The sequence below is a fragment of the Thermoproteus thermophilus genome (genome assembly GCF_055392855.1).
Map to the genome: position 1 here is coordinate 1,555,200 of NZ_AP042466.1, position 16,862 is coordinate 1,572,061.

19 protein-coding genes are annotated in these 16,862 nt (G+C 57.3%); 9 read left to right on the forward strand and 10 right to left on the reverse strand.

All coding sequences use genetic code 11. The features are described 5' to 3' along the window. Positions 1-39 precede the first annotated feature (39 nt). Both purE and ACZ5PA_RS08985 read left to right on the forward strand, forming a co-directional pair. Entirely contained in the window at positions 40-528 is a 489-nt protein-coding gene (gene purE / locus ACZ5PA_RS08980) for a 5-(carboxyamino)imidazole ribonucleotide mutase (protein ID WP_464929999.1), read from the forward strand. A 75-nt stretch (positions 529-603) separates the two neighbouring features. Next, the gene (locus tag ACZ5PA_RS08985) at positions 604-1,701 is read left to right on the forward strand and encodes a 5-(carboxyamino)imidazole ribonucleotide synthase (protein WP_464930000.1); all 1,098 of its coding nucleotides are present in this window, start codon (positions 604-606) and stop codon (positions 1,699-1,701) included. 9 nt (positions 1,702-1,710) lie between these two features. Here the strand turns inward: ACZ5PA_RS08985 and ACZ5PA_RS08990 are convergent, their stop codons facing one another. Together ACZ5PA_RS08990 and tenA are read right to left on the reverse strand one after the other, a co-directional pair. Further along, complete coding sequence (locus ACZ5PA_RS08990) at positions 1,711-2,301, reverse strand: thiaminase II/PqqC family protein (RefSeq protein ID WP_464930001.1); 591 nt, start codon at positions 2,299-2,301, stop codon at positions 1,711-1,713. Beyond that, positions 2,288-2,926, reverse strand: a complete 639-nt coding sequence (gene tenA, locus ACZ5PA_RS08995; RefSeq protein WP_464930002.1) for a thiaminase II — start codon at positions 2,924-2,926, stop codon at positions 2,288-2,290. The genes ACZ5PA_RS08990 and tenA overlap by 14 nt, the downstream gene beginning before the upstream one ends. A 180-nt stretch (positions 2,927-3,106) precedes the next feature. Between tenA and ACZ5PA_RS09000 the strand changes: the two genes are divergently transcribed. The 4 genes from ACZ5PA_RS09000 to ACZ5PA_RS09015 all read left to right on the forward strand — a co-directional run bounded on the left by ACZ5PA_RS09000 (position 3,107) and on the right by ACZ5PA_RS09015 (position 6,289). After that, positions 3,107-3,892 (forward strand): sulfide-dependent adenosine diphosphate thiazole synthase, encoded by a 786-nt coding sequence (locus ACZ5PA_RS09000; protein ID WP_464930003.1) that lies wholly within the window; start codon positions 3,107-3,109, stop codon positions 3,890-3,892. Further along, complete coding sequence (locus ACZ5PA_RS09005; protein WP_464930004.1) at positions 3,876-4,088, forward strand: TRASH domain-containing protein; 213 nt, start codon at positions 3,876-3,878, stop codon at positions 4,086-4,088. The genes ACZ5PA_RS09000 and ACZ5PA_RS09005 overlap by 17 nt, the downstream gene beginning before the upstream one ends. Positions 4,089-4,746: 658 nt before the next feature. Next, positions 4,747-5,541 (forward strand): hypothetical protein, encoded by a 795-nt coding sequence (locus tag ACZ5PA_RS09010; RefSeq protein WP_464930005.1) that lies wholly within the window; start codon positions 4,747-4,749, stop codon positions 5,539-5,541. Between the two features lie 346 nt (positions 5,542-5,887). Beyond that, positions 5,888-6,289 carry a CBS domain-containing protein gene (locus ACZ5PA_RS09015; RefSeq protein ID WP_464930006.1) on the forward strand — a complete coding sequence of 134 codons (402 nt, stop codon included), beginning with the start codon at positions 5,888-5,890 and terminating at the stop codon, positions 6,287-6,289. A gap of 54 nt (positions 6,290-6,343) precedes the next feature. On the opposite strand, the gene ACZ5PA_RS09020 is transcribed toward ACZ5PA_RS09015, so the two are convergent. The 8 genes from ACZ5PA_RS09020 to ACZ5PA_RS09055 form a co-directional block, all read right to left on the reverse strand. Continuing rightward, positions 6,344-6,481 carry a hypothetical protein gene (locus tag ACZ5PA_RS09020; protein ID WP_464930007.1) on the reverse strand — a complete coding sequence of 46 codons (138 nt, stop codon included), beginning with the start codon at positions 6,479-6,481 and terminating at the stop codon, positions 6,344-6,346. A gap of 282 nt (positions 6,482-6,763) precedes the next feature. After that, a complete protein-coding gene (locus ACZ5PA_RS09025; protein ID WP_464930008.1) occupies positions 6,764-7,087 on the reverse strand; it encodes a hypothetical protein in 324 nt (107 codons plus the stop codon). Further along, positions 7,077-7,616: a hemerythrin domain-containing protein gene (locus ACZ5PA_RS09030; protein WP_464930009.1), complete on the reverse strand. Its 540-nt coding sequence runs from the start codon at positions 7,614-7,616 to the stop codon at positions 7,077-7,079. Before ACZ5PA_RS09030 ends, ACZ5PA_RS09025 begins: the two co-directional genes overlap by 11 nt. Before the next feature lie 42 nt (positions 7,617-7,658). Beyond that, positions 7,659-8,525, reverse strand: coding sequence for a ZIP family metal transporter (locus ACZ5PA_RS09035; RefSeq protein ID WP_464930010.1), 867 nt, complete (start codon positions 8,523-8,525; stop codon positions 7,659-7,661). Between the two features lie 291 nt (positions 8,526-8,816). Continuing rightward, positions 8,817-9,329, reverse strand: a complete 513-nt coding sequence (locus ACZ5PA_RS09040) for a hypothetical protein (protein WP_464930011.1) — start codon at positions 9,327-9,329, stop codon at positions 8,817-8,819. 122 nt (positions 9,330-9,451) lie between these two features. Next, entirely contained in the window at positions 9,452-11,110 is a 1,659-nt protein-coding gene (locus tag ACZ5PA_RS09045) for a long-chain-fatty-acid--CoA ligase (protein WP_464930012.1), read from the reverse strand. Positions 11,111-11,137: 27 nt separating this feature from the next. Then, entirely contained in the window at positions 11,138-12,082 is a 945-nt protein-coding gene (locus tag ACZ5PA_RS09050; protein WP_464930013.1) for an aldo/keto reductase, read from the reverse strand. After that, a complete protein-coding gene (locus tag ACZ5PA_RS09055) occupies positions 12,079-13,812 on the reverse strand; it encodes a long-chain-fatty-acid--CoA ligase (protein ID WP_464930014.1) in 1,734 nt (577 codons plus the stop codon). The genes ACZ5PA_RS09050 and ACZ5PA_RS09055 overlap by 4 nt, the downstream gene beginning before the upstream one ends. Before the next feature lie 76 nt (positions 13,813-13,888). Between ACZ5PA_RS09055 and ACZ5PA_RS09060 the strand changes: the two genes are divergently transcribed. Genes ACZ5PA_RS09060 through ACZ5PA_RS09070 form a run of 3 tightly spaced genes read left to right on the forward strand, consistent with a single transcriptional unit; the run spans position 13,889 to position 16,832 of the window. Continuing rightward, positions 13,889-15,121, forward strand: a complete 1,233-nt coding sequence (locus ACZ5PA_RS09060) for an acyl-CoA dehydrogenase family protein (RefSeq protein ID WP_464930015.1) — start codon at positions 13,889-13,891, stop codon at positions 15,119-15,121. Continuing rightward, a complete protein-coding gene (locus tag ACZ5PA_RS09065) occupies positions 15,118-16,290 on the forward strand; it encodes a thiolase domain-containing protein (RefSeq protein WP_464930016.1) in 1,173 nt (390 codons plus the stop codon). The genes ACZ5PA_RS09060 and ACZ5PA_RS09065 overlap by 4 nt, the downstream gene beginning before the upstream one ends. After that, positions 16,287-16,832 (forward strand): Zn-ribbon domain-containing OB-fold protein, encoded by a 546-nt coding sequence (locus ACZ5PA_RS09070; RefSeq protein ID WP_464930017.1) that lies wholly within the window; start codon positions 16,287-16,289, stop codon positions 16,830-16,832. Before ACZ5PA_RS09065 ends, ACZ5PA_RS09070 begins: the two co-directional genes overlap by 4 nt. The last annotated feature ends 30 nt before the right edge of the window (positions 16,833-16,862 follow it).

The following is a 16,862-nucleotide window of genomic DNA, read 5'->3' on the forward strand; positions in this document are numbered from 1 at the left end:
TTGCGCTATATGTTTATTAGCCCGCCGGGCCTTCGATATATGAAAGTGGCGGTTATCATGGGCTCTATAAACGACTTGGAGGTCATGAAGGAGGCGCTGGAAGTCCTAGAGGCCTTGGGGATACCCTACGAGGCGAGGGTCGTCAGCGCTCACAGAACGCCCGACTACATGTTCCAATTCGCCCAAGAGGCCGAGAAGGAGTTCGACGTGATAATCGCCGGGGCGGGAGGGGCGGCCCACTTGCCGGGCATGACTGCATCGCTTACGCCTCTCCCAGTCATCGGCGTTCCCATACCCACGAGGCATCTGGGCGGCTTGGACTCCTTGCTTTCGATAGTCCAGATGCCCAGAGGCACGCCGGTCGCCACAGTCGCCGTGGGGGGCGCGGCCAACGCTGCCTACTTAGCGGCGAGGATCCTCGGCGTTAAGTACCCTGAGGTGAGGGAGAAGGTGCGCGAGCATATGAGGAGGATGAAGGAGGAGGTCCTCTCCAAGTCTTTCATAAAGTCGTTTTCATCTACTACTTAAAAAATGAACCGGCCAGCTGGAACATAAGCGGCGGGTTTTTAAATAAAGCTTTTAAGGCGCAAAGTCCAAGACGCCATGCGGTTGCTCGTCCTCGGCGGAGGCCAACTGGCGCTTATGATGTGTTGGGAGTCCCAGAGGATCCCTGTGGATTTCGTCGTGTACGACCCAGACCCGAGGGCTCCTGCGTATCGATGCGCTAGGAGGCCCCTCGACCCGTTCGAGGCGGTCGACGAGGCCGACGCGGTCACCTTCGAGTTCGAGAACGTCGATATCTCCATAGCCGAATACGCCGAGAGGAAAAGAAAGCTGAGGCCTCCGTTGCTTTACCTCAAGTTGAAGAGAAGCCGGATAGAGGAGAGGGCGTTCCTGGACTCCATAGGCGTGCCCACAGTGACTTGGCGCAGAGCCTCCGGGTGGGAAGACGCCGTGAAGATCGCCGAGTCCTTCGGCAGAGCTTACGTGAAGGTCCCGGCCGGGGGCTACGACGGGAAGGGGCAATTCGTATATCCGCACGAGGCCTCCTATATAAGGGGGCTGGCCGGCGAGCTCCTCGTAGAGGAGTACGTGGACATAAAACGGGAGTTCTCAATCGTGGCGGCTAGGTCGGAGGACGGCGATATCTACTTCTACCCGCCCGCGGAGAACTACTACGTGCACGGCATCTTGGTGTGGAACCGCGCGCCCGTCGAGGCGCCGGAGGAGGCGTACGAGTACGTGCGCCGTATACTAGAATGGGGCAACTACGTGGGCGTCGTCGCGGTGGAGTTCTTCGAGGCGAGGGACGGCCGCTTGTTAGTGAACGAGATAGCGCCGAGGGTCCACAACACGGCCCACTGGACTCTCGAGACCGACGCCAGCCAGTTCGTGAACCACGTCCGCGCGGTCTTGGGGCTCCCGCCCAGCCGGCCGCGCGCGATGGCCCCGACGGCCATGGTGAATATACTCGGCGTGGACCTCAAGAGGTTGCCCTTGAAGGAGCTGGAACGGCTCGGGAAAGTCTATTGGTACTACAAGGCCGAGGCCAGGCCGCGGCGCAAGATGGGCCACGTGAACATCACGGCCTCGTCCGCTGAGGAGGCAACGGCCAAGGCCCGCGAGGCGCTCAAGCTGATATACGGGAGGGATTTCCCCTTGCTGGTCTTGAGATCTACGCCTCGCCTCTCGACGGCCTAGGGCCGCTCCTCATCCGGACACCGCCTTCCAGAACTCGAGCTCGTAGCGCTGTATCGCCTTGGCGACGAACTTGTACCTACCCCAGTCCAGATACCTCTGGGCTATGGCCTCGGCGACGGCCTCGAGCTCCTCGTAGGGCCCCGCGAACATCTCCAGGAAGCCCAGCTTTTTGACCCCTTGGTCCCGGGCCCATTTAGCGAGGACGGAGCAGTTCTCGCCCCAGACGGGCAAGTTCACGGTCATGGCCACCGCCAAGTCGCCCATGGTGCCGTGTAGCGCCAACCACGAGAGGAAATGCGTGTAGGCCACGGCCGAGGGGTCCAGGGCCTCCCACGAGAAGGAAACGCCGATCTCCTCGGCCAGCTCCCTCAACAGCTGTAGGGCTTGGTAATCCCCGTCGATCAAAGCCTTGACGAAGCGGTATTCGTCGGGCTCCTTGGCCTTGGCCATGGCCGTCGAGAGGGCCTTGAGGTCGTGCGGGACGATGTACAGCTGGTTCGCGACGAATTTGGCCAAGGCCTCTCTGCTGGGCCTCAACGCCGCGCGTATCTCCGCGTTCAGCGGCTCCAGCTCCCTCCTTATAGTCTCAATGACCCTCATAGGCCGCTTGCCAGAACTCCAGCTCGTATCTGGACGCCTCCTTGAAATACGGCCACAGCTCCTCGGCCGGGAGTCCCGACGCGTCTAACACCTCCCTGAGCTTGGCCACCAAGGCCTTATACTCAGGGCTCAAGTAGACAGACGCCCACTTCTTGTACACGGCGACGGGGTTGCCCGACAGCTTGTCCTTGTGGACCTCCGCGATCTCGGCGTAGCTCCAGAAACACGGGAGGAGCGCCGCCATGCATTGGTAGAAGCCCTCGAGTGCGCAGACCGATTTGAGGTAGGCCATGTAGGACACGTTCGCCCCGTTCGGCTCGGCCGCCTCGGCGTCCTTGAGCGTCAGCCCCACATCCCTCAACAACGCCTCGTAGTTGGCCATCTCGCCGGTCACCGTGCCGTGTGCGAGCTCAAGGGCGGTCTTCATGAGCTCCACGTTAGGGGCCCGCGCCGCGGCCAACGAGAGGGCCTTGGCGAAGTTCACTAAATAATTGTAGTCTTGTAGTAGATAATACTTGAACTTCTCCACGGGGAGGGATCCGCCGTAGAGCTCCGCCACGAAGGGATGGGCGAAGATCCTCCGCCAGATCCCGTCGGCGCGTTTCCTCAACTCCTCCGTTATCATAAATAGGTTATATTAAGTAGATAAAAATTTTATTACCGCGGCTGGCTCGGCCCGTGCTAGACGGCGCTCCGAGCTGTGCGGATAAACGCGGAATCCTCTAGACGGACCCCAGCAAATAGCCGACAATAATTCCGTTATCCGCGCTCGATAAACCTTTAATATACAGAACTGACGGCCTCCATGGAGTTAAGGATAGGGAGGGCGATAATCAAACACGGCCTCGAAGACCTCTACGAGTACAGCGAAGTGGACGTGGCTATCGTGGGCGCCGGGCCGTCGGGGCTCACGGCGGCTAGGTACTTGGCCGAGAAGGGGTTCAAGGTGGTGGTGTACGAGAGGCGTTTCTCCTTCGGCGGCGGCATCGGCCCAGGCGGGAACATGATCCCGAAGATCGTGGTGCAAGAAGATGCGGTGCCCATACTCCGCGACTTCAAGGTGAGGTACAAGCCGGTGGGAGACGGCCTCTACACCGTCGACCCCGCCGAGCTGATCGCGAAGCTGGCGGCTGGGGCGATAGACGCCGGCGCTAAGATAATCCTAGGAGTCCACGTAGACGACGTGATTTTCAGAGGCGACCCGCCGAGGGTGGTGGGGCTCTTGTGGATATGGACGCCTATACAGATGTCGGGCATGCACGTGGACCCGCTCTACACCCAGGCCAAGGCCGTGATAGACGCCACAGGCCACGACGCCGAAGTTATATCGGTGGCTGCCAGGAAGGTGCCGGAGCTCGGCATACAGCTACAGGGAGAGAAGTCCGCCTGGTCGGAGGTGTCCGAGAAGCTAGTGGTCGAGCACACGGGCAGGGTAGCCCCTGGCCTCTACGCGGCGGGTATGGCGGTCTGCGCCGTATACGGCCTTCCCAGAATGGGGCCTATATTCGGCGGGATGCTTATGTCGGGGAGGAAAATCGCCGAGGTGGTGGCCAAGGACCTCACAGCCGAGGCCCATGCCGTTCGAGCTTAAAGTCGCGAGGGTCACGGAGCTACGGTGTACCAACTGCGGGAGGATCATCCAGGGCACGCCCATCGTCGTGAAGACGTGTTGCGTCAACAAGCCCTGGGTTTTCTGTAGCCGTGAGTGTCAGAGACAATTCACGATGAAGTGGACCCGGAACCAAGACGCCGGCAGAGGCGGCGTTTTGAGAAGAGGCGTAGTCTAGAGGCGCTAAAATTTTTGTAACGAGAACAGGGTACGGCCTCTAAAACGCCGCCGAGGCGGCGAGCTATGGTTAGCGAGCCAATAGGCCTTGAGAAGTTGTTGCAGATGGTGGGGAGTCGTCGGAGGGGGCCGTCATGTATTTGATAGAGAGGGCATCGAGGGGCCTAGATGCCGGCTAGAGATCCCCTACGGCGAGCGCCTTATAGTAGTCGTTATTGAAAAACCAGTTGGCACGTTCTTTTAATAATAGTGGTTTCAAAAAATGTTTTTCTTAGCTTTTCTATCTCTTCTTTGTCTAGGAGGATTTCTACGTCTACAACTTCGCCGTTCTTCACGCCGATTATGACCTTGGCGTTCACTTCGACGAAGTCCTCGGCCTTGTCGAAGCTTATGTAAATATCTCTCGAGCCGCGCGTCTACTATTGGACGCGACGGCCCAGGAAAGTCGTAACTCGCGTCTAAATACTCTATCGAACTCGCCGACCACGTAATCGCGTAGGTTATCAGTCCCACGGCCATAAATTTTAGGCCTTGTGATCTAGGGCTAGCCTTACCGCCGACGGTGCTGAGCGGGTTAGCCCCGGGGCTCACTAAACTTAACGCGTCGTGTATCTATTGGCTTGGAGGCCATAAATATATATCGGAGGTCGCACATCTGCGTGGGCCTCAAGGAGGAGTTCTTGAAGCTCTTGAAGGAGGACGAGGAATTCCGCCTAGCAGTAGCAGGGCTACTGGGCCTTGAAGAGGTACTGAGGGAGTTAAGACGATTGAGAGAGGACTTCAACAAGCTCGAGAGGAGGATCGAGGAGCTACGCGAAGACTTCAATCACTTCGTCCAACTAGAGGAGGAGAGGTGGAGGCGGAACGAGGAGATGTGGCTCGAGAACCAAAAACGGTGGGAAGAGAATTGGCGCAGGTGGGAGGAGAGCCAAAAACGGTGGGAAGAGAACGAGAGGAGGTGGCTCGAGAACGAGAAGCGTTGGGAGGAGAACTGGCGAAGATGGGAGGAGAACGATAGAAAGTGGAAGGAGTGGTTTGAGATCTGGAAGAGGTTCCTCGACGATTATTTCGCCTTTAGGGACGAGGTCAACAAGAGGTTCTCCCGGCTTGAGGAGGGCTTGGGCGCGTTGACAGAGTCCACGTACACGCACTACGTCTGGGAGGACTTAAACGCCGAGCTCACGACGTCAGGGGAGGTCGTTTTGAGGCGCGTCCGAAACGCCGATTTCGACGGCGTTGACGTGGACCTCTTCGTGGAGACCGACAAGAGGGTTTACGTAGTGGAGGTCAAGGTAAGGCCGAGGGTAGAGGACGTGGGCGCTCTGTTAGCGAAGGCCGAGGTAGTGGGCGACAAAGTGGGCAAACCGGCCGTGCCCGTCCTGGCGGGCGCCTTGATGGGTAAAGATGTCTTGTCATATGCCAAGGGCAAAGGCATCTTGGTGTACGTGTATTAGCCGCGGTCTTCGGTTAAGGCGATCGGCCGAACGACGGCGGCCGACGCGCATACGTAGATCACGGCAACCAATTAACACGCGCCGCACGTTCTAAGCGAGGAAGGGCTTACGACCGCCAGGGTTCGGCTACAGTTAGAGTGCCTGATCGAGCTTGCGAGGAACTACATCAGTAGAGGAATTGTGCATTATATCAACAATTAAAGATATATTGAGTTATAAGATAATTTTTAATATTAATATATATTTCTTTTTTATTTTAAACACATAATTTCTTGTATAAATTAATAAGATTGTATAAATATAATTATAAGGATAAATTTTTAAGCACATAATTATATAGATTTTCATGAAATGTAGGGATTTAGCCTCTAGGCCTGTGGTGACCGTGACGCCCAACACAACGTTGGAGGAGGCCATAGAGATAATGGCTCAGCACGATATAGGCGCGTTGGTGGTGGTAAGCGGTGAAGGCTCCAAGAGGCCGGTGGGCATATTGACTGAGAGAGACGTGGTGAGGACCATCGCGGGAAAGGCCCCCTTGACCGTGACTGTGGACAAGGCGGCGACCACGCACCCGCTCGTCTACGTGTACGTGGACGACCCGGTGGAAGCGGCCGTGGAGATGATGAACAAACACTGGATAAGGCACGTCCTCGTCCTAGAGAGAAACGGCGAATTGTACGGGATCATATCCATGCGCGACGTGGTGAGGGCGTTGGGCAAGATAATAGCCCTAGAAGTTCAGTAGTTTTCCCCCGTTCCTTTACGCGCCCTTGGCGAAGCTAGACTATAACTACTGCCCTTACACCAAGGCCTCCGCCCCCATGCATGCGCGAGAGCCGTCGGCTGACATCGTAGATAAGGGCAAGGTAGTTGTGCCTCTGAGCCTCTTCTGCTCGCCTATCGTCCCTCGCCTAGTGCTAGCTCTACGGCGTTGCATATTCCACGAGACGTCCTCGGCGCGAAGTTCTGCGGATCTCTCGAGCTAAATCTCGTCCCTCACGGCGCCTCTGATGCGGGGCCCGCGTTGTTGCTCGACAGTTAGCGACGTACCAGTCGGTAATAGGCTTAATGCCCTACGCCGTGTGCGCTCCGGTCGGGTTGGGCTTGGAGGCTACCACGAGGGGCTTGCTTGGTTGAGAGGGTTCCGCCTCGTCTCGAGCACGCGATGTCGAGAACCTATTCCAAGCCCTCGCGACCGTGATGGAGGTTTAGAGATGGCCTATATTACTAACAACGCCGCCAAGGCGACGAGCAACGCCAGCTCGAAGGCCTCGAACGCCGAGTAGTGGCGCCCGTATTGGGAATACCTCGACAACACGCCCGTGAAGTACAAGGGAACTCCCACGAAATGTATCAACGCCATTAGGAATACGAGGGGCGCCAACGCGCCTCCCAACGTCAAGGCCCAGAGGTAGAACAAGGCCTCGTAGACCGCGACGGCCTTGGCCCAGAGGCCTTTCGGGAACCTCCCCCGCCGAGAATTGACAGCAGTCCAAGCGTGTTTGTAGAACATCGGCATGAAGAGGACGAGGCTAAAGTCCATACTTCTTCTTCAACTCGTCGAGCAGTGCTATCCACTTCTCGTATTGGTGTTCCCTCTCCAAATCCTCCACGTTCTTGCTCGCCGAGATCTCGACGACTGCGGACTCGAGCATTGGAAACAATGCGATGTTCTCCTTCTCGATATGTTGAGCTAAGTGGTCTGCATACAATTTGGCGTAGTCCACGAGCTCCGCCAGAGCCCCGGCATCCCCCTCCCTCCACGCCTTGTATAGCTCCTCCATCACCCTTGCTAAGTATCTCCCCACGCCGTGTTCGGAGACCATGACGTATATGGGACCCTCGGCAAAGGGGAAGCCGGCCCTATTAGCCCCTTGGAAGAGGATGTACTCCTCGATCCCGTGATGGCACGCGTCTACGAAGTGTTGAGCGAAGTGTATGAGTTTGAGGACATCGTCGGGGTCTGGGTTTTGAGCAGATAATATTTTATCTAAGATTTGTAAAGCCTCTAGGATTTTTTCATGGTGCTCTCTCAGAGCTGAGGTGACGTACTTCACTCTTATTTTGACCATAGTTATTATTTTATTTGGTATTTAAAAATTTTTCTATTAAATTTAGAACTTAAAACCCGAAAATAAAATGACACTTTCTGTGGTAAATGCTAAAACTATTCCTAGGGTTATGGCAATCCAGAATTTGGGGCTCGTCAAGCCGCCTAGCCTCGACAAGGCGCTGAGGTTCACGTGCAACATGGCATAGACTATGGAGGCGTTGGCCACCGAGTTCAAGACGGCGAGGAAAAGCCCGTTAGATACGCCCAAGTAGTACACGCCGGCGCCGGCCACCGTAGGCAAGCCGGCTAATATGGACATTCCTAGAATAGGCGTTATGAGAGGTCGCCCCCTCCTATTCGCCAAGAGAGGCCCCGCTATGGCGAAGCCCTCAGTTGCGTTGTGGACCGCGAAGCCCACGGTGAACAACACAGCCGAAGCCAACGCGCCTGCTAGAAGGCTCGCCGCTATGGCGAAGCCCTCGCCCATGTTGTGCACGCCGAGCGCCACCGCTATGACAAAGGCCGTGGCCATGGACTGCTCCAGGCCTTCGCGAATAGCCGCCCTCTCTGCGCGCGCAAGCGCCAGGAAGGTAAAGACGAAGGCGAGAGTGGTCGCGACAGCCGCAATTACGAACTCTGCGGCGGTCCCCCATCTGGCCAACCCCTCGACGTATTCAGAGGCCGCGTGGCCGGTCTCCAGAGCTAAATAGGCCAAGATGCCGCCCGCAAGCGCTTGTAAGAAGCCGAGGGAGGTGTTGCTGAGTCTCTCCCGTAAATAATACAAGGCCAAAGCCCCTATAAACACAGTTATGCCAGCCATGAGGCTAAAGACTACTGGCAGTAGGGCATAATCTGATGGTGTCGCGGTCGCCTTGGCCAAAGGCACCGAGGCCAGCGTGATCCACAGTCCAGCCCAGATTCTCTTCACGAAGACTTCCTCGAAATAGACATTTAAGCATTAACAATGTTAATGTTTTCTTTTAGAACTGGATTCCAATTCCTCATTTAGTTGCCATCGACGTCGAGATGGGCTTGTCGCAATAACCGTAGCATGGACGTGTGAAGTTGAAACAGCTACAACATAGGAGCCCGTGAAGCTGCGACTTAGCGGGCTGTTCCGGATATCTCTTAGGGTCAAACCTTTATTATGTCAAGAGCTGGGCCGCTGGCTAGGCAACCTCTCGGAGTCTAAAAGCCAGGTAATAAACGCAGGGCCGACCTAGCCCCTCGAGGCCTCGTACCGCCTCACGATCTGAGCCTCGTGGGGATTTAACCTCAACGCGTCGTACAACTCAGCCATGGCCTTTTCGCCTTCCACCCGCACCTTGTATATGTTTATCTCGCCGGGAGTCTCCCTCACCGCGTAGCGTACTTCCTTGTCTTTTAAGACCTCCTCGGCCCCCTCGGCCTCGTCTAGGGCGTAGAAGACGGGGGTGTGCAGTATAGCTATTCTCCTCACGCGCTTGAGCGCCCTCACGGCCCTCTCCTCCAGCCCTTCGACATATGGGCTCATGAGGAGGAGGGCGTTGTCGACATCCTCATCGAGCTCGTCGTAGGCCACTGCCCTCGCCCTCGCTCCTCGGGCCCAGACGAGTGCCAACACGGCAGAGGCCATGGCCGCGCAACTGGGCGTCTTGTCGTATATGATTACGAATTCGTCGAGGTCTTGCACGAGCCTCTCCGCATATATCTTGGCCAAGAGGGCCCTATACTCAAGCTCGGCCCCTTCCATGCGCTCTCGATTTCATGTATATTAAATTTCGCCTCCGACAATGCCCGGGCATCCGCGCGCACTTGAACAGCCGCGGCGCTAGAGGTCCGTCGCGGATGCCGGATACAACTGAGCGAGAAAAACTAGGCGTTTTTAAGGAGGTCCTTGTACCGTTCCCTGAGCACCTTCTTGTCTATCTTCCCGGTGCCCGTCATGGGCAAATCGGAGACCACTAGGACCTTATCGGGGAGCCACCATTTGGGTATTTTGCCCGCCTCCACGAACTTCTGGAGATGCGCCAATATCTCGTCCGGGCTCACCGAAACGCCCGGCTTGGGCACCACGAAGGCCACGGGCCTCTCGCCCCATTTCTCGTGGGGCAGGCCCACCACGGCCGCGATCCCCACGGACGGGTGCATCATTATGAGGTCCTCGAGCTGCAAAGACGATATCCATTCGCCCCCGGACTTTATCACGTCCTTGAGCCTATCCACTATCTTGATCCTGCCGTCGGGGCACCACACCGCGGCGTCGCCTGTGTGGAACCAGCCGTTGCGCCACGCCGTTTTGGTCTTCTCGGGATCGCCTATGTACTCGGGGGTTATCCACGGCGCCCTTAAGGCCAGCTCGCCCGCGGTCTTGCAGTCCTTGGGCACCGGCTTGTCGTTCTCGTCGACCACGACGAATTCAGCGAGCGGGTTGGGGAGGCCCGTCATCACGATTAGGTCAAAGGCCTTGTCCGCGTCCTCGGGCAACTTCTCGGTGGGCCTGAAGAAGCCTAACGAGACCACCGGCGCGGTCTCAGTCAAGCCGTAGCCGACCCTGGGCACGAACCCAGCATCGGCGGCTTTCTTGGCCAACTCTTTCGGGAGCGCGGCGCCTCCTACTATGTATATAGGCGCCAGCCTCCTTATGCCCGCGACGTATTTCGGCAGATCGGGGTGCGTCACGAGCATGTAGAGTATCGTGGGCACGCCGGCCATCGCCTTGACCTCCTCCTCCACTATTAGCTTGAGTATATGGCCGTAGTCGAATCTGCCCGGCAGGACTTGCTTCCAGCCCATCAAGGCGTAGACCCAAGGCAAGCCCCAGGCGTGGACGTGGAACATCGGCACTAGGTAGAGCGCGGCGCAAGGCCTTCCGTCTATGTCGGCGCAATCGCCTCTGGCCAAACCCCTATAGCCGACCGCCGCGAGCGCCACGCTGAAGGTGTGCAACACCAGCTGTCTGTGGGTGAAATAGGCTCCCTTGGGCCTCCCCGTGGTGCCCGATGTGTAGAGCACCGTGGCCACGACGTCTTCGCCCACGTCGGGCAACTCCCTCTCCTCCCCCGACTTTATCACGTCCTCTATCTCGACGTCTTTGCCCGCGACGCCCATGCCGTCGGATATCTGGATATACGTCTGCACGGACTTAAGGTGGGGTCTCAGCTTATCGACGAGCGGCGCGAAGTCTCTGTGGTATATGAGAACTTTATCCCCCGCTTGGTTTATCGTATACGCTATATCCTCAGGAGCCAACCTCACGTTCACGGTGTGGAGGGCCGCCCCTATGCCGGGCACAGCCCAATATAGATCCCAGTGCCATATGGTGTTCCAGTCCAAGGTAGCTACCCTATCGCCTGGCCCTACGCCGAGTTTCCTCAGCCCGTCGGCCAACCTCAATATGCGCCTATACTCTTGTCCATATGTCGAGCGTATGTCGGCTCCGTGCGGGGGCCTATAAACTATGGGCACATCGCTGAAAACATAGTTTATATACCTCAACAGATTGTTTAGCGTTAATTGGTATTTGTAGGCCATACGAAATTATTTTCGTAATTTTTTAAATTATAACGGGTAGAGTTTAAGGAGCAACTTCTGGAGGAAGCCCGGGACGTACCTTATAGAGGCCATGCCGACTGGTCCGGCCGTGAACGGTTCGCTTAGACGATCTAGGAGCAACAGATCCTCCTCCGGCAACTGCACGGAGAGGGCGCCCGCCACGTCCTCGGCTTGCGCCACGTTTTTGACGCCGGGTATGGGCAAAACGCCTCTATGCCTCAGCCACGCCAAGACCGCTTGGGCCGCCGAAATGCCTCTGGCCTTAGCTATGCGCAATACGGCCTCCACCACGCGTCTGCCCTCCTCGGTCGAGGCCTTCCGGTACGAGGGGTCCACCCTCCTGGCCTTATCGGGCCCCCATCTGCCCAAAACCGCCCCTTTGGCCAACGGCGACCACGCTATTATCCCCACGCCGAGCTCATCGACGGTTTTCTTGAACTCCTCGCTATCAGCGGCTCTGTTGAGTAGGTTGTACTCCACTTGGTCGGACACGATCTCGTGCCTCTTGAGGCACTCCGCGGCCTTGCGAAGGAGATCGGCGCCGAAGTTGCTCACGCCTATCTCGGCGGTTAGGCCCGCCTCCTTGAGGCGCTCGAGATCTCTGATGGCCCTACATAGGGGGACGTAGAAGGGCGGCGGCCAATGAAGCTGGAGGAGGTCGATGCGGCCCAACCTCCTCGAGCTCTCCCTAGCCGATTTCTCGATCCTGCCCCAGTGGAAACCGGCCACCTTCGTCGCTATTATCACGTCGTACCCCCGCGCGGCCTCGCCTACTAGCCTCTCCGATTCCCCCCACCCGTAGAGCTCGGCCGTGTCCACGAAGTTTATCCCGAGCTCGAACGCCCTTCTGTACGCCCTAATGAGCTCGCCCCTATCCGCGAGCCAAGCCTTGCCGCCCGCCTGCCAAGCGCCGATGCCTATATCGCTCGCCTTCAAGCCGCCCAGCCTCACGACCTCTTGGCCAACTCCTCCTTTAAAGCCCTCTTCAATATCTTGCCCACTGGGGTCTTAGGCAAATCGTCCCTGAACTCCACGATCCTTGGGCGCTTGTATGAGGCCAGCCTCTCGGACGTCCACTTGATTATATCGTCCGCCGAGATCTTGCCTCTGCACTCCTCCTTGAGGACTACGTAGGCCTTCGGCACCTCGCCGGCTTCGGGGTCGGGGACTCCTATCACGGCGGCTTCCTTGACGCATGGGTGTTGGTAGAGCACCTCCTCCACCTCCCTGGAGAAGACGGAATAGCCCTTGTACTTTATCATGTCCTTTTTCCTATCCACTATGTAGAAATAGCCCTCCTCGTCCATATACGCTATATCTCCTGTCCTGAACCACCTCATGCCGCAACACCAGAAGAAGGCCACCTCGTTCTCCTCGGGCTTGTTGTGATATCCCCTCATGACTTGCGGCCCCGATACTACCAACTCGCCCGTTTGGCCGGGCGGGAGGAGCTCAGGCTTGTCGAGATCCGCTATGGCGGCGTAGGTGTTCGGTATGGGCAAGCCGATGGACCCGGGCTTGTGTTTGCCGTTCAACAAGGGGTTGAGGTGTGTGACCACGGCCGTCTCCGTCATGCCGTATCCCTCCCTCAAAGGAGCTCCGGTGAGCTCCTCGAACTTCTTCGCGACCTCGACTGGGAGAGGCGCCGAGCCGGATATACAGAAGGCCAAGCTCCTCAAGTTGTACCTCAAGGCGTCGGGGCTATTTATTATCAGATTATATATCGTGGGCACTCCGTGGAAGACGGATGCCTTGTACTTGCCTATATCGGAGAGGACGCGCTTGAGGTCGAAACGCGGATACACCAGCACCGTGTGTCCCTCGAATATGGCGTAGTGCATTACAGTGATTTGTCCATAGATGTGATACCAGGGGAGGACGCCTACGAGGACCATCGGCTCATCGGGAGGCATGCCCCTCGCCCTTCTGACCACGTCGTAGAAGGGCTTTAGTTGTTGTAGATTGGCGGATATATTGGCGTGGGTTATCTCGACGCCCTTGGGGATTCCGGTGGTCCCGCCCGTGTACATCAAGGCGGCTAGGTCCTCCGGCGACACGGACGCCCTGTTGACCTCCCGCTCGTACTTGAGCAAATCGGCGTATCGCGCGACGGCCCCGCCGTATTTTATCTTGGGGGCCTTCAACCTACGTCTAGCCAAGGGCTTAATCCACGCCGGCATGTAGTCGGTCATCTCGACGACGTAGACCCGCTCGAACTTGTACTCGTCCAGCGCCTTGAGGACCTTGTCGTAGAGCACGTCTGCCGTGAACAAGACCTTGGCGCCGGAGTCCTTGGACTGCCTCACGACCTCTCCCGGGGTGTATAAGGGGTTCATCGGAGTCACCGTCGCGCCGATTTTCAGAGCTGCGTAATAGGCGACCGCGAACGCCGGGTGGTTGGGCATGTATATCGCCACTACGTCGCCCTTAGAGATCCCCGCCTCCCTCAACGCCTTAGAGACCCTATCGCTGTGGTCGGCCAAAGCCTTGTAGGTCACCTTGCCGCCAAAATAAATATAAGCGGGCCTATCGCCGCGGGCGGCCGCTCTGTCGAGATAGACGAAGAGAGGCTCTGGCTTTATCTCGACATCTGGCGGCACGCCGTCATCGTAGTTCTTTGTCCAAGGTCTTGTTTTTATATATCTTTCAAAGACCTCTTGGGAGTTCACCAAAACTAACATGTCAAAATAAATTTAAGAATTGAGTTAGCCTCTAGACGAAGAGAATCTTTAATAATAGACTTAGAGAATCCGCGTAATGGTATTCCCGTTAGATTCGATAACGGACTACTCAGTGGTGTTGACGCCGGAGCACGAAATGTTCAGGAAAGCGGTCAGAGAGTTCGTCGAGAGGGAAATAGCGCCAAGGGCCATGGAGGTGGAGGAGAAAGGCGAGCCTCCGCTCGATCTTATAAAGAAGATCGCAGAGCAAGGCTTTTTCGGGATAGGTATACCCGAGAAATACGGAGGGCAGGGCGGGGATCACCGCATGGCCGCCATAATGTCGGAGGAGTTCTGCAGAGTTCTGCCAGGCCTCAGCGTCTACTTCGGCACCAACGAGTTGTTCGCAACCCCTATACTCCTCTTCGGCACCGAGGAGCAGAAGCAGAAGTACATCCCGCCCATAGCCAGAGGCGAGAAGCTTGGGGCGTTTGCTGTGACGGAGCCTTGTTGCGGAAGCGATGTGGCGGGGATACAGACAAGGGCGGAGAAGAAAGGCGATAAGTGGATCATAAACGGGAGGAAGGCCTTCATAAGCAGCTCCGACGTGGCCGACTACTTCATAGTCCTGGCGAGGACCTACCCGCCGCCGGATAGGAGGACGCGATACCTCGGCCTCACCTTCTTCGTGGTGGAGAAGGGCACTCCCGGCTTCAAGGTGGAGCAATGCTACCACAAGATGGGCCTTCAAGGCGATAACGCCTGCGAGTTGGTCTTCGAGAACGTCGAGGTGCCCGACGAGAACAGAGTAGGCGAGGAGGGCATGGGCTTCATATACGCCATGGAGACCTTCGACAGAACGAGGATAGGCGTCGCCGCACAGGCCGTGGGCATGGCACAAGCCGCCTTCGAGAAGGCCTTTCAATACGTGCACCAGAGGCAAGCCTTCGGGGTCCCCGTGGCCTACTTCCAAGCGATACAGTTCAGCCTAATGGACATGGCCGCTAAGCTCTTCGCCGCGAGGTTGCTCACCTATTTGGCGGCGAAGCTCGCCGACGAGGGCAGGAGGGAGTTCACCTTCGTCGCGTCGTTGGCGAAGTTCTACGCGACCGAAGTCGCCGAGTCGATAATATCGGAGGCCATAAACCTCCACGGCGGAGTCGGCGTGATAGTCGAGACCGGCATAGAGAGGTTCCTCCGCCACGTGAAGATAACGCAGATCTACGAGGGCGCCAACAACATCCAGAGGCTTACGGCGTATCGCCAACTGATACGCCTTTTGAGAGAGAAGGGGCAAATACCTGAGGAGATAGCCAAGATCGTCACATGAGGAGAGTCGCCGTAGTGGGCGTAGGCGTTTCCAAGTTCGGCTATAGGCCGGACGTATCTTTGCCCGAGCTCGCCTGGGAGGCCGTCAAGGAGGCGTTGGACGACGCCAAGCTGGACAACAAGGACGTGGAGGCGTACGTCGTGGGTAACGTGGGCGGCTGGTCCAGCGAGTTGCTCCCCGCTGTGGTCGTAGGCGAGTATTGCGGTTTGACCCCCAGCAACGGCATAAGGGTCGAGGCCGCTTGCGCCAGCGGGTCCGCCGCGGTGAGGACGGCGTATTACATGGTCGCCAGCGGCGAGGCCGATATCGTCATGGCCATAGGCGTCGAGAAGATGAACGAGTCCCCGACGCCGACAGTAGTCGAGTTCATAGGCAGGGCCGGCAACTATTTCTGGGAGTTCGAGAACTTCGGCCTCACGTTCCCCGGCTACTACGCCCTACACGCCACCGCTTATATGAACAAATACGGCGCGACCGAGGCCGACCTCTGCGAAATAGCCGTCAAGAACCACTATTACGGCTCGCTCAACCCCAAGGCCCAGTTCCAGAGGCCCATAACGTTGGAGGAGTGCCTCAAGTCCAGGTACGTGGCGTGGCCCTTAAAGCTGTACGACTCGTCTCCCATAACCGACGGGTCAGCCGCGGTGATACTCGCCAGCGAGGATGTCGCCAAGAAGATAACCGATACGCCCGTCTGGATAAAGGCCATAGGCGCCGCTAACGGCACTAGTAATTTGAGCAAGAGGGAGGACTTCACGGGGCTCGAGGCGGCCAGGCTGGCGGCCCAAAAGGCGTACAAGAAAGCCGGCATAGACCCCAACGAGCCTACGAAATACCTCGACGTGGCCGAGGTGCACGATTGTTTCACGATAGCGGAGATAATGGCCTACGAGGACCTCGGCTTCGCCAAGAGGGGCGAGGGCTATAAACTGGCTAGGGAGAGGCAGACGTATATAGGCGGGGTGATACCTGTCAACTTGAGCGGAGGGCTCAAGGCCAAGGGCCACCCAATAGGCGCTACCGGCGTGGCCATGATAGCGGAGCTCACGAGGCAGTTGAGACAAGAGGTGGAGAGGGGGAGGCAAGCGCCTATTAAAAAGGGCATGGCGCTGGCTCACAACGTGGGGGGTACAGGCCACTACGCCTTTGTTACAATTTTGTCTCTATGAGTACTATAATTACAAAACTAAGAGAGAATCTCGACAAAGCCGAGGCGGAGGCGCTTAGACAATTAGACCAACTTGTCGCCGCCACTGGGCTACCCGTCTACAAAGACCCCAAGACCGGGGCCTTGCTGTGGGTCGACGTGAGAGAGTTAAGGCTCAAGTTCCAGCTGTCAGTTAACAAAATCGCTAAGTTTGTAGAAGGGCTCGCACAGGAGAAGCTATACTACACTAAGTGTAAGCAGTGCGGCGCTGTGTACTTCCCCCCACAAGCCGACTGCCCCAAGTGCAGGACGTCAGACATGGAGTGGAGGGAAGTATCCAAGGAAGGAGAACTACTCACATGGACTGTGATTAATGTAAAGCCCGCCAGCTTCGCCCACCACAAGGACTACGTAGTCGGGATAGTCAGGATGCCCGAGGGCTTTAACATTACGGCGTGGGTAGACGCCGACCCCTCCACGTTGAGGCCCGGCATGAGGCTCAAGCTCGTCGTCGGGAGGAGGCCCGGCGAGAACTACATCACTTATTGGTTTAAGCCAGCGTAATAATATTTTTAACTAAGGTCTCTCTCGGGC

Coding starts and splice junctions, on each gene's coding strand:
- purE (WP_464929999.1), top strand. CDS start 40: ATGAAAGTGGCGGTTATCATGGGCTCTATAAACGACTTGGAGGTCATG.
- ACZ5PA_RS08985 (WP_464930000.1), top strand. CDS start 604: ATGCGGTTGCTCGTCCTCGGCGGAGGCCAACTGGCGCTTATGATGTGT.
- ACZ5PA_RS08990 (WP_464930001.1), bottom strand. CDS start 2,301: ATGAGGGTCATTGAGACTATAAGGAGGGAGCTGGAGCCGCTGAACGCG.
- tenA (WP_464930002.1), bottom strand. CDS start 2,926: ATGATAACGGAGGAGTTGAGGAAACGCGCCGACGGGATCTGGCGGAGG.
- ACZ5PA_RS09000 (WP_464930003.1), top strand. CDS start 3,107: ATGGAGTTAAGGATAGGGAGGGCGATAATCAAACACGGCCTCGAAGAC.
- ACZ5PA_RS09005 (WP_464930004.1), top strand. CDS start 3,876: ATGCCGTTCGAGCTTAAAGTCGCGAGGGTCACGGAGCTACGGTGTACC.
- ACZ5PA_RS09015 (WP_464930006.1), top strand. CDS start 5,888: ATGAAATGTAGGGATTTAGCCTCTAGGCCTGTGGTGACCGTGACGCCC.
- ACZ5PA_RS09020 (WP_464930007.1), bottom strand. CDS start 6,481: ATGCAACGCCGTAGAGCTAGCACTAGGCGAGGGACGATAGGCGAGCAG.
- ACZ5PA_RS09025 (WP_464930008.1), bottom strand. CDS start 7,087: ATGGACTTTAGCCTCGTCCTCTTCATGCCGATGTTCTACAAACACGCT.
- ACZ5PA_RS09030 (WP_464930009.1), bottom strand. CDS start 7,616: ATGGTCAAAATAAGAGTGAAGTACGTCACCTCAGCTCTGAGAGAGCAC.
- ACZ5PA_RS09040 (WP_464930011.1), bottom strand. CDS start 9,329: ATGGAAGGGGCCGAGCTTGAGTATAGGGCCCTCTTGGCCAAGATATAT.
- ACZ5PA_RS09045 (WP_464930012.1), bottom strand. CDS start 11,110: ATGGCCTACAAATACCAATTAACGCTAAACAATCTGTTGAGGTATATA.
- ACZ5PA_RS09055 (WP_464930014.1), bottom strand. CDS start 13,812: ATGTTAGTTTTGGTGAACTCCCAAGAGGTCTTTGAAAGATATATAAAA.
- ACZ5PA_RS09060 (WP_464930015.1), top strand. CDS start 13,889: ATGGTATTCCCGTTAGATTCGATAACGGACTACTCAGTGGTGTTGACG.
- ACZ5PA_RS09065 (WP_464930016.1), top strand. CDS start 15,118: ATGAGGAGAGTCGCCGTAGTGGGCGTAGGCGTTTCCAAGTTCGGCTAT.
- ACZ5PA_RS09070 (WP_464930017.1), top strand. CDS start 16,287: ATGAGTACTATAATTACAAAACTAAGAGAGAATCTCGACAAAGCCGAG.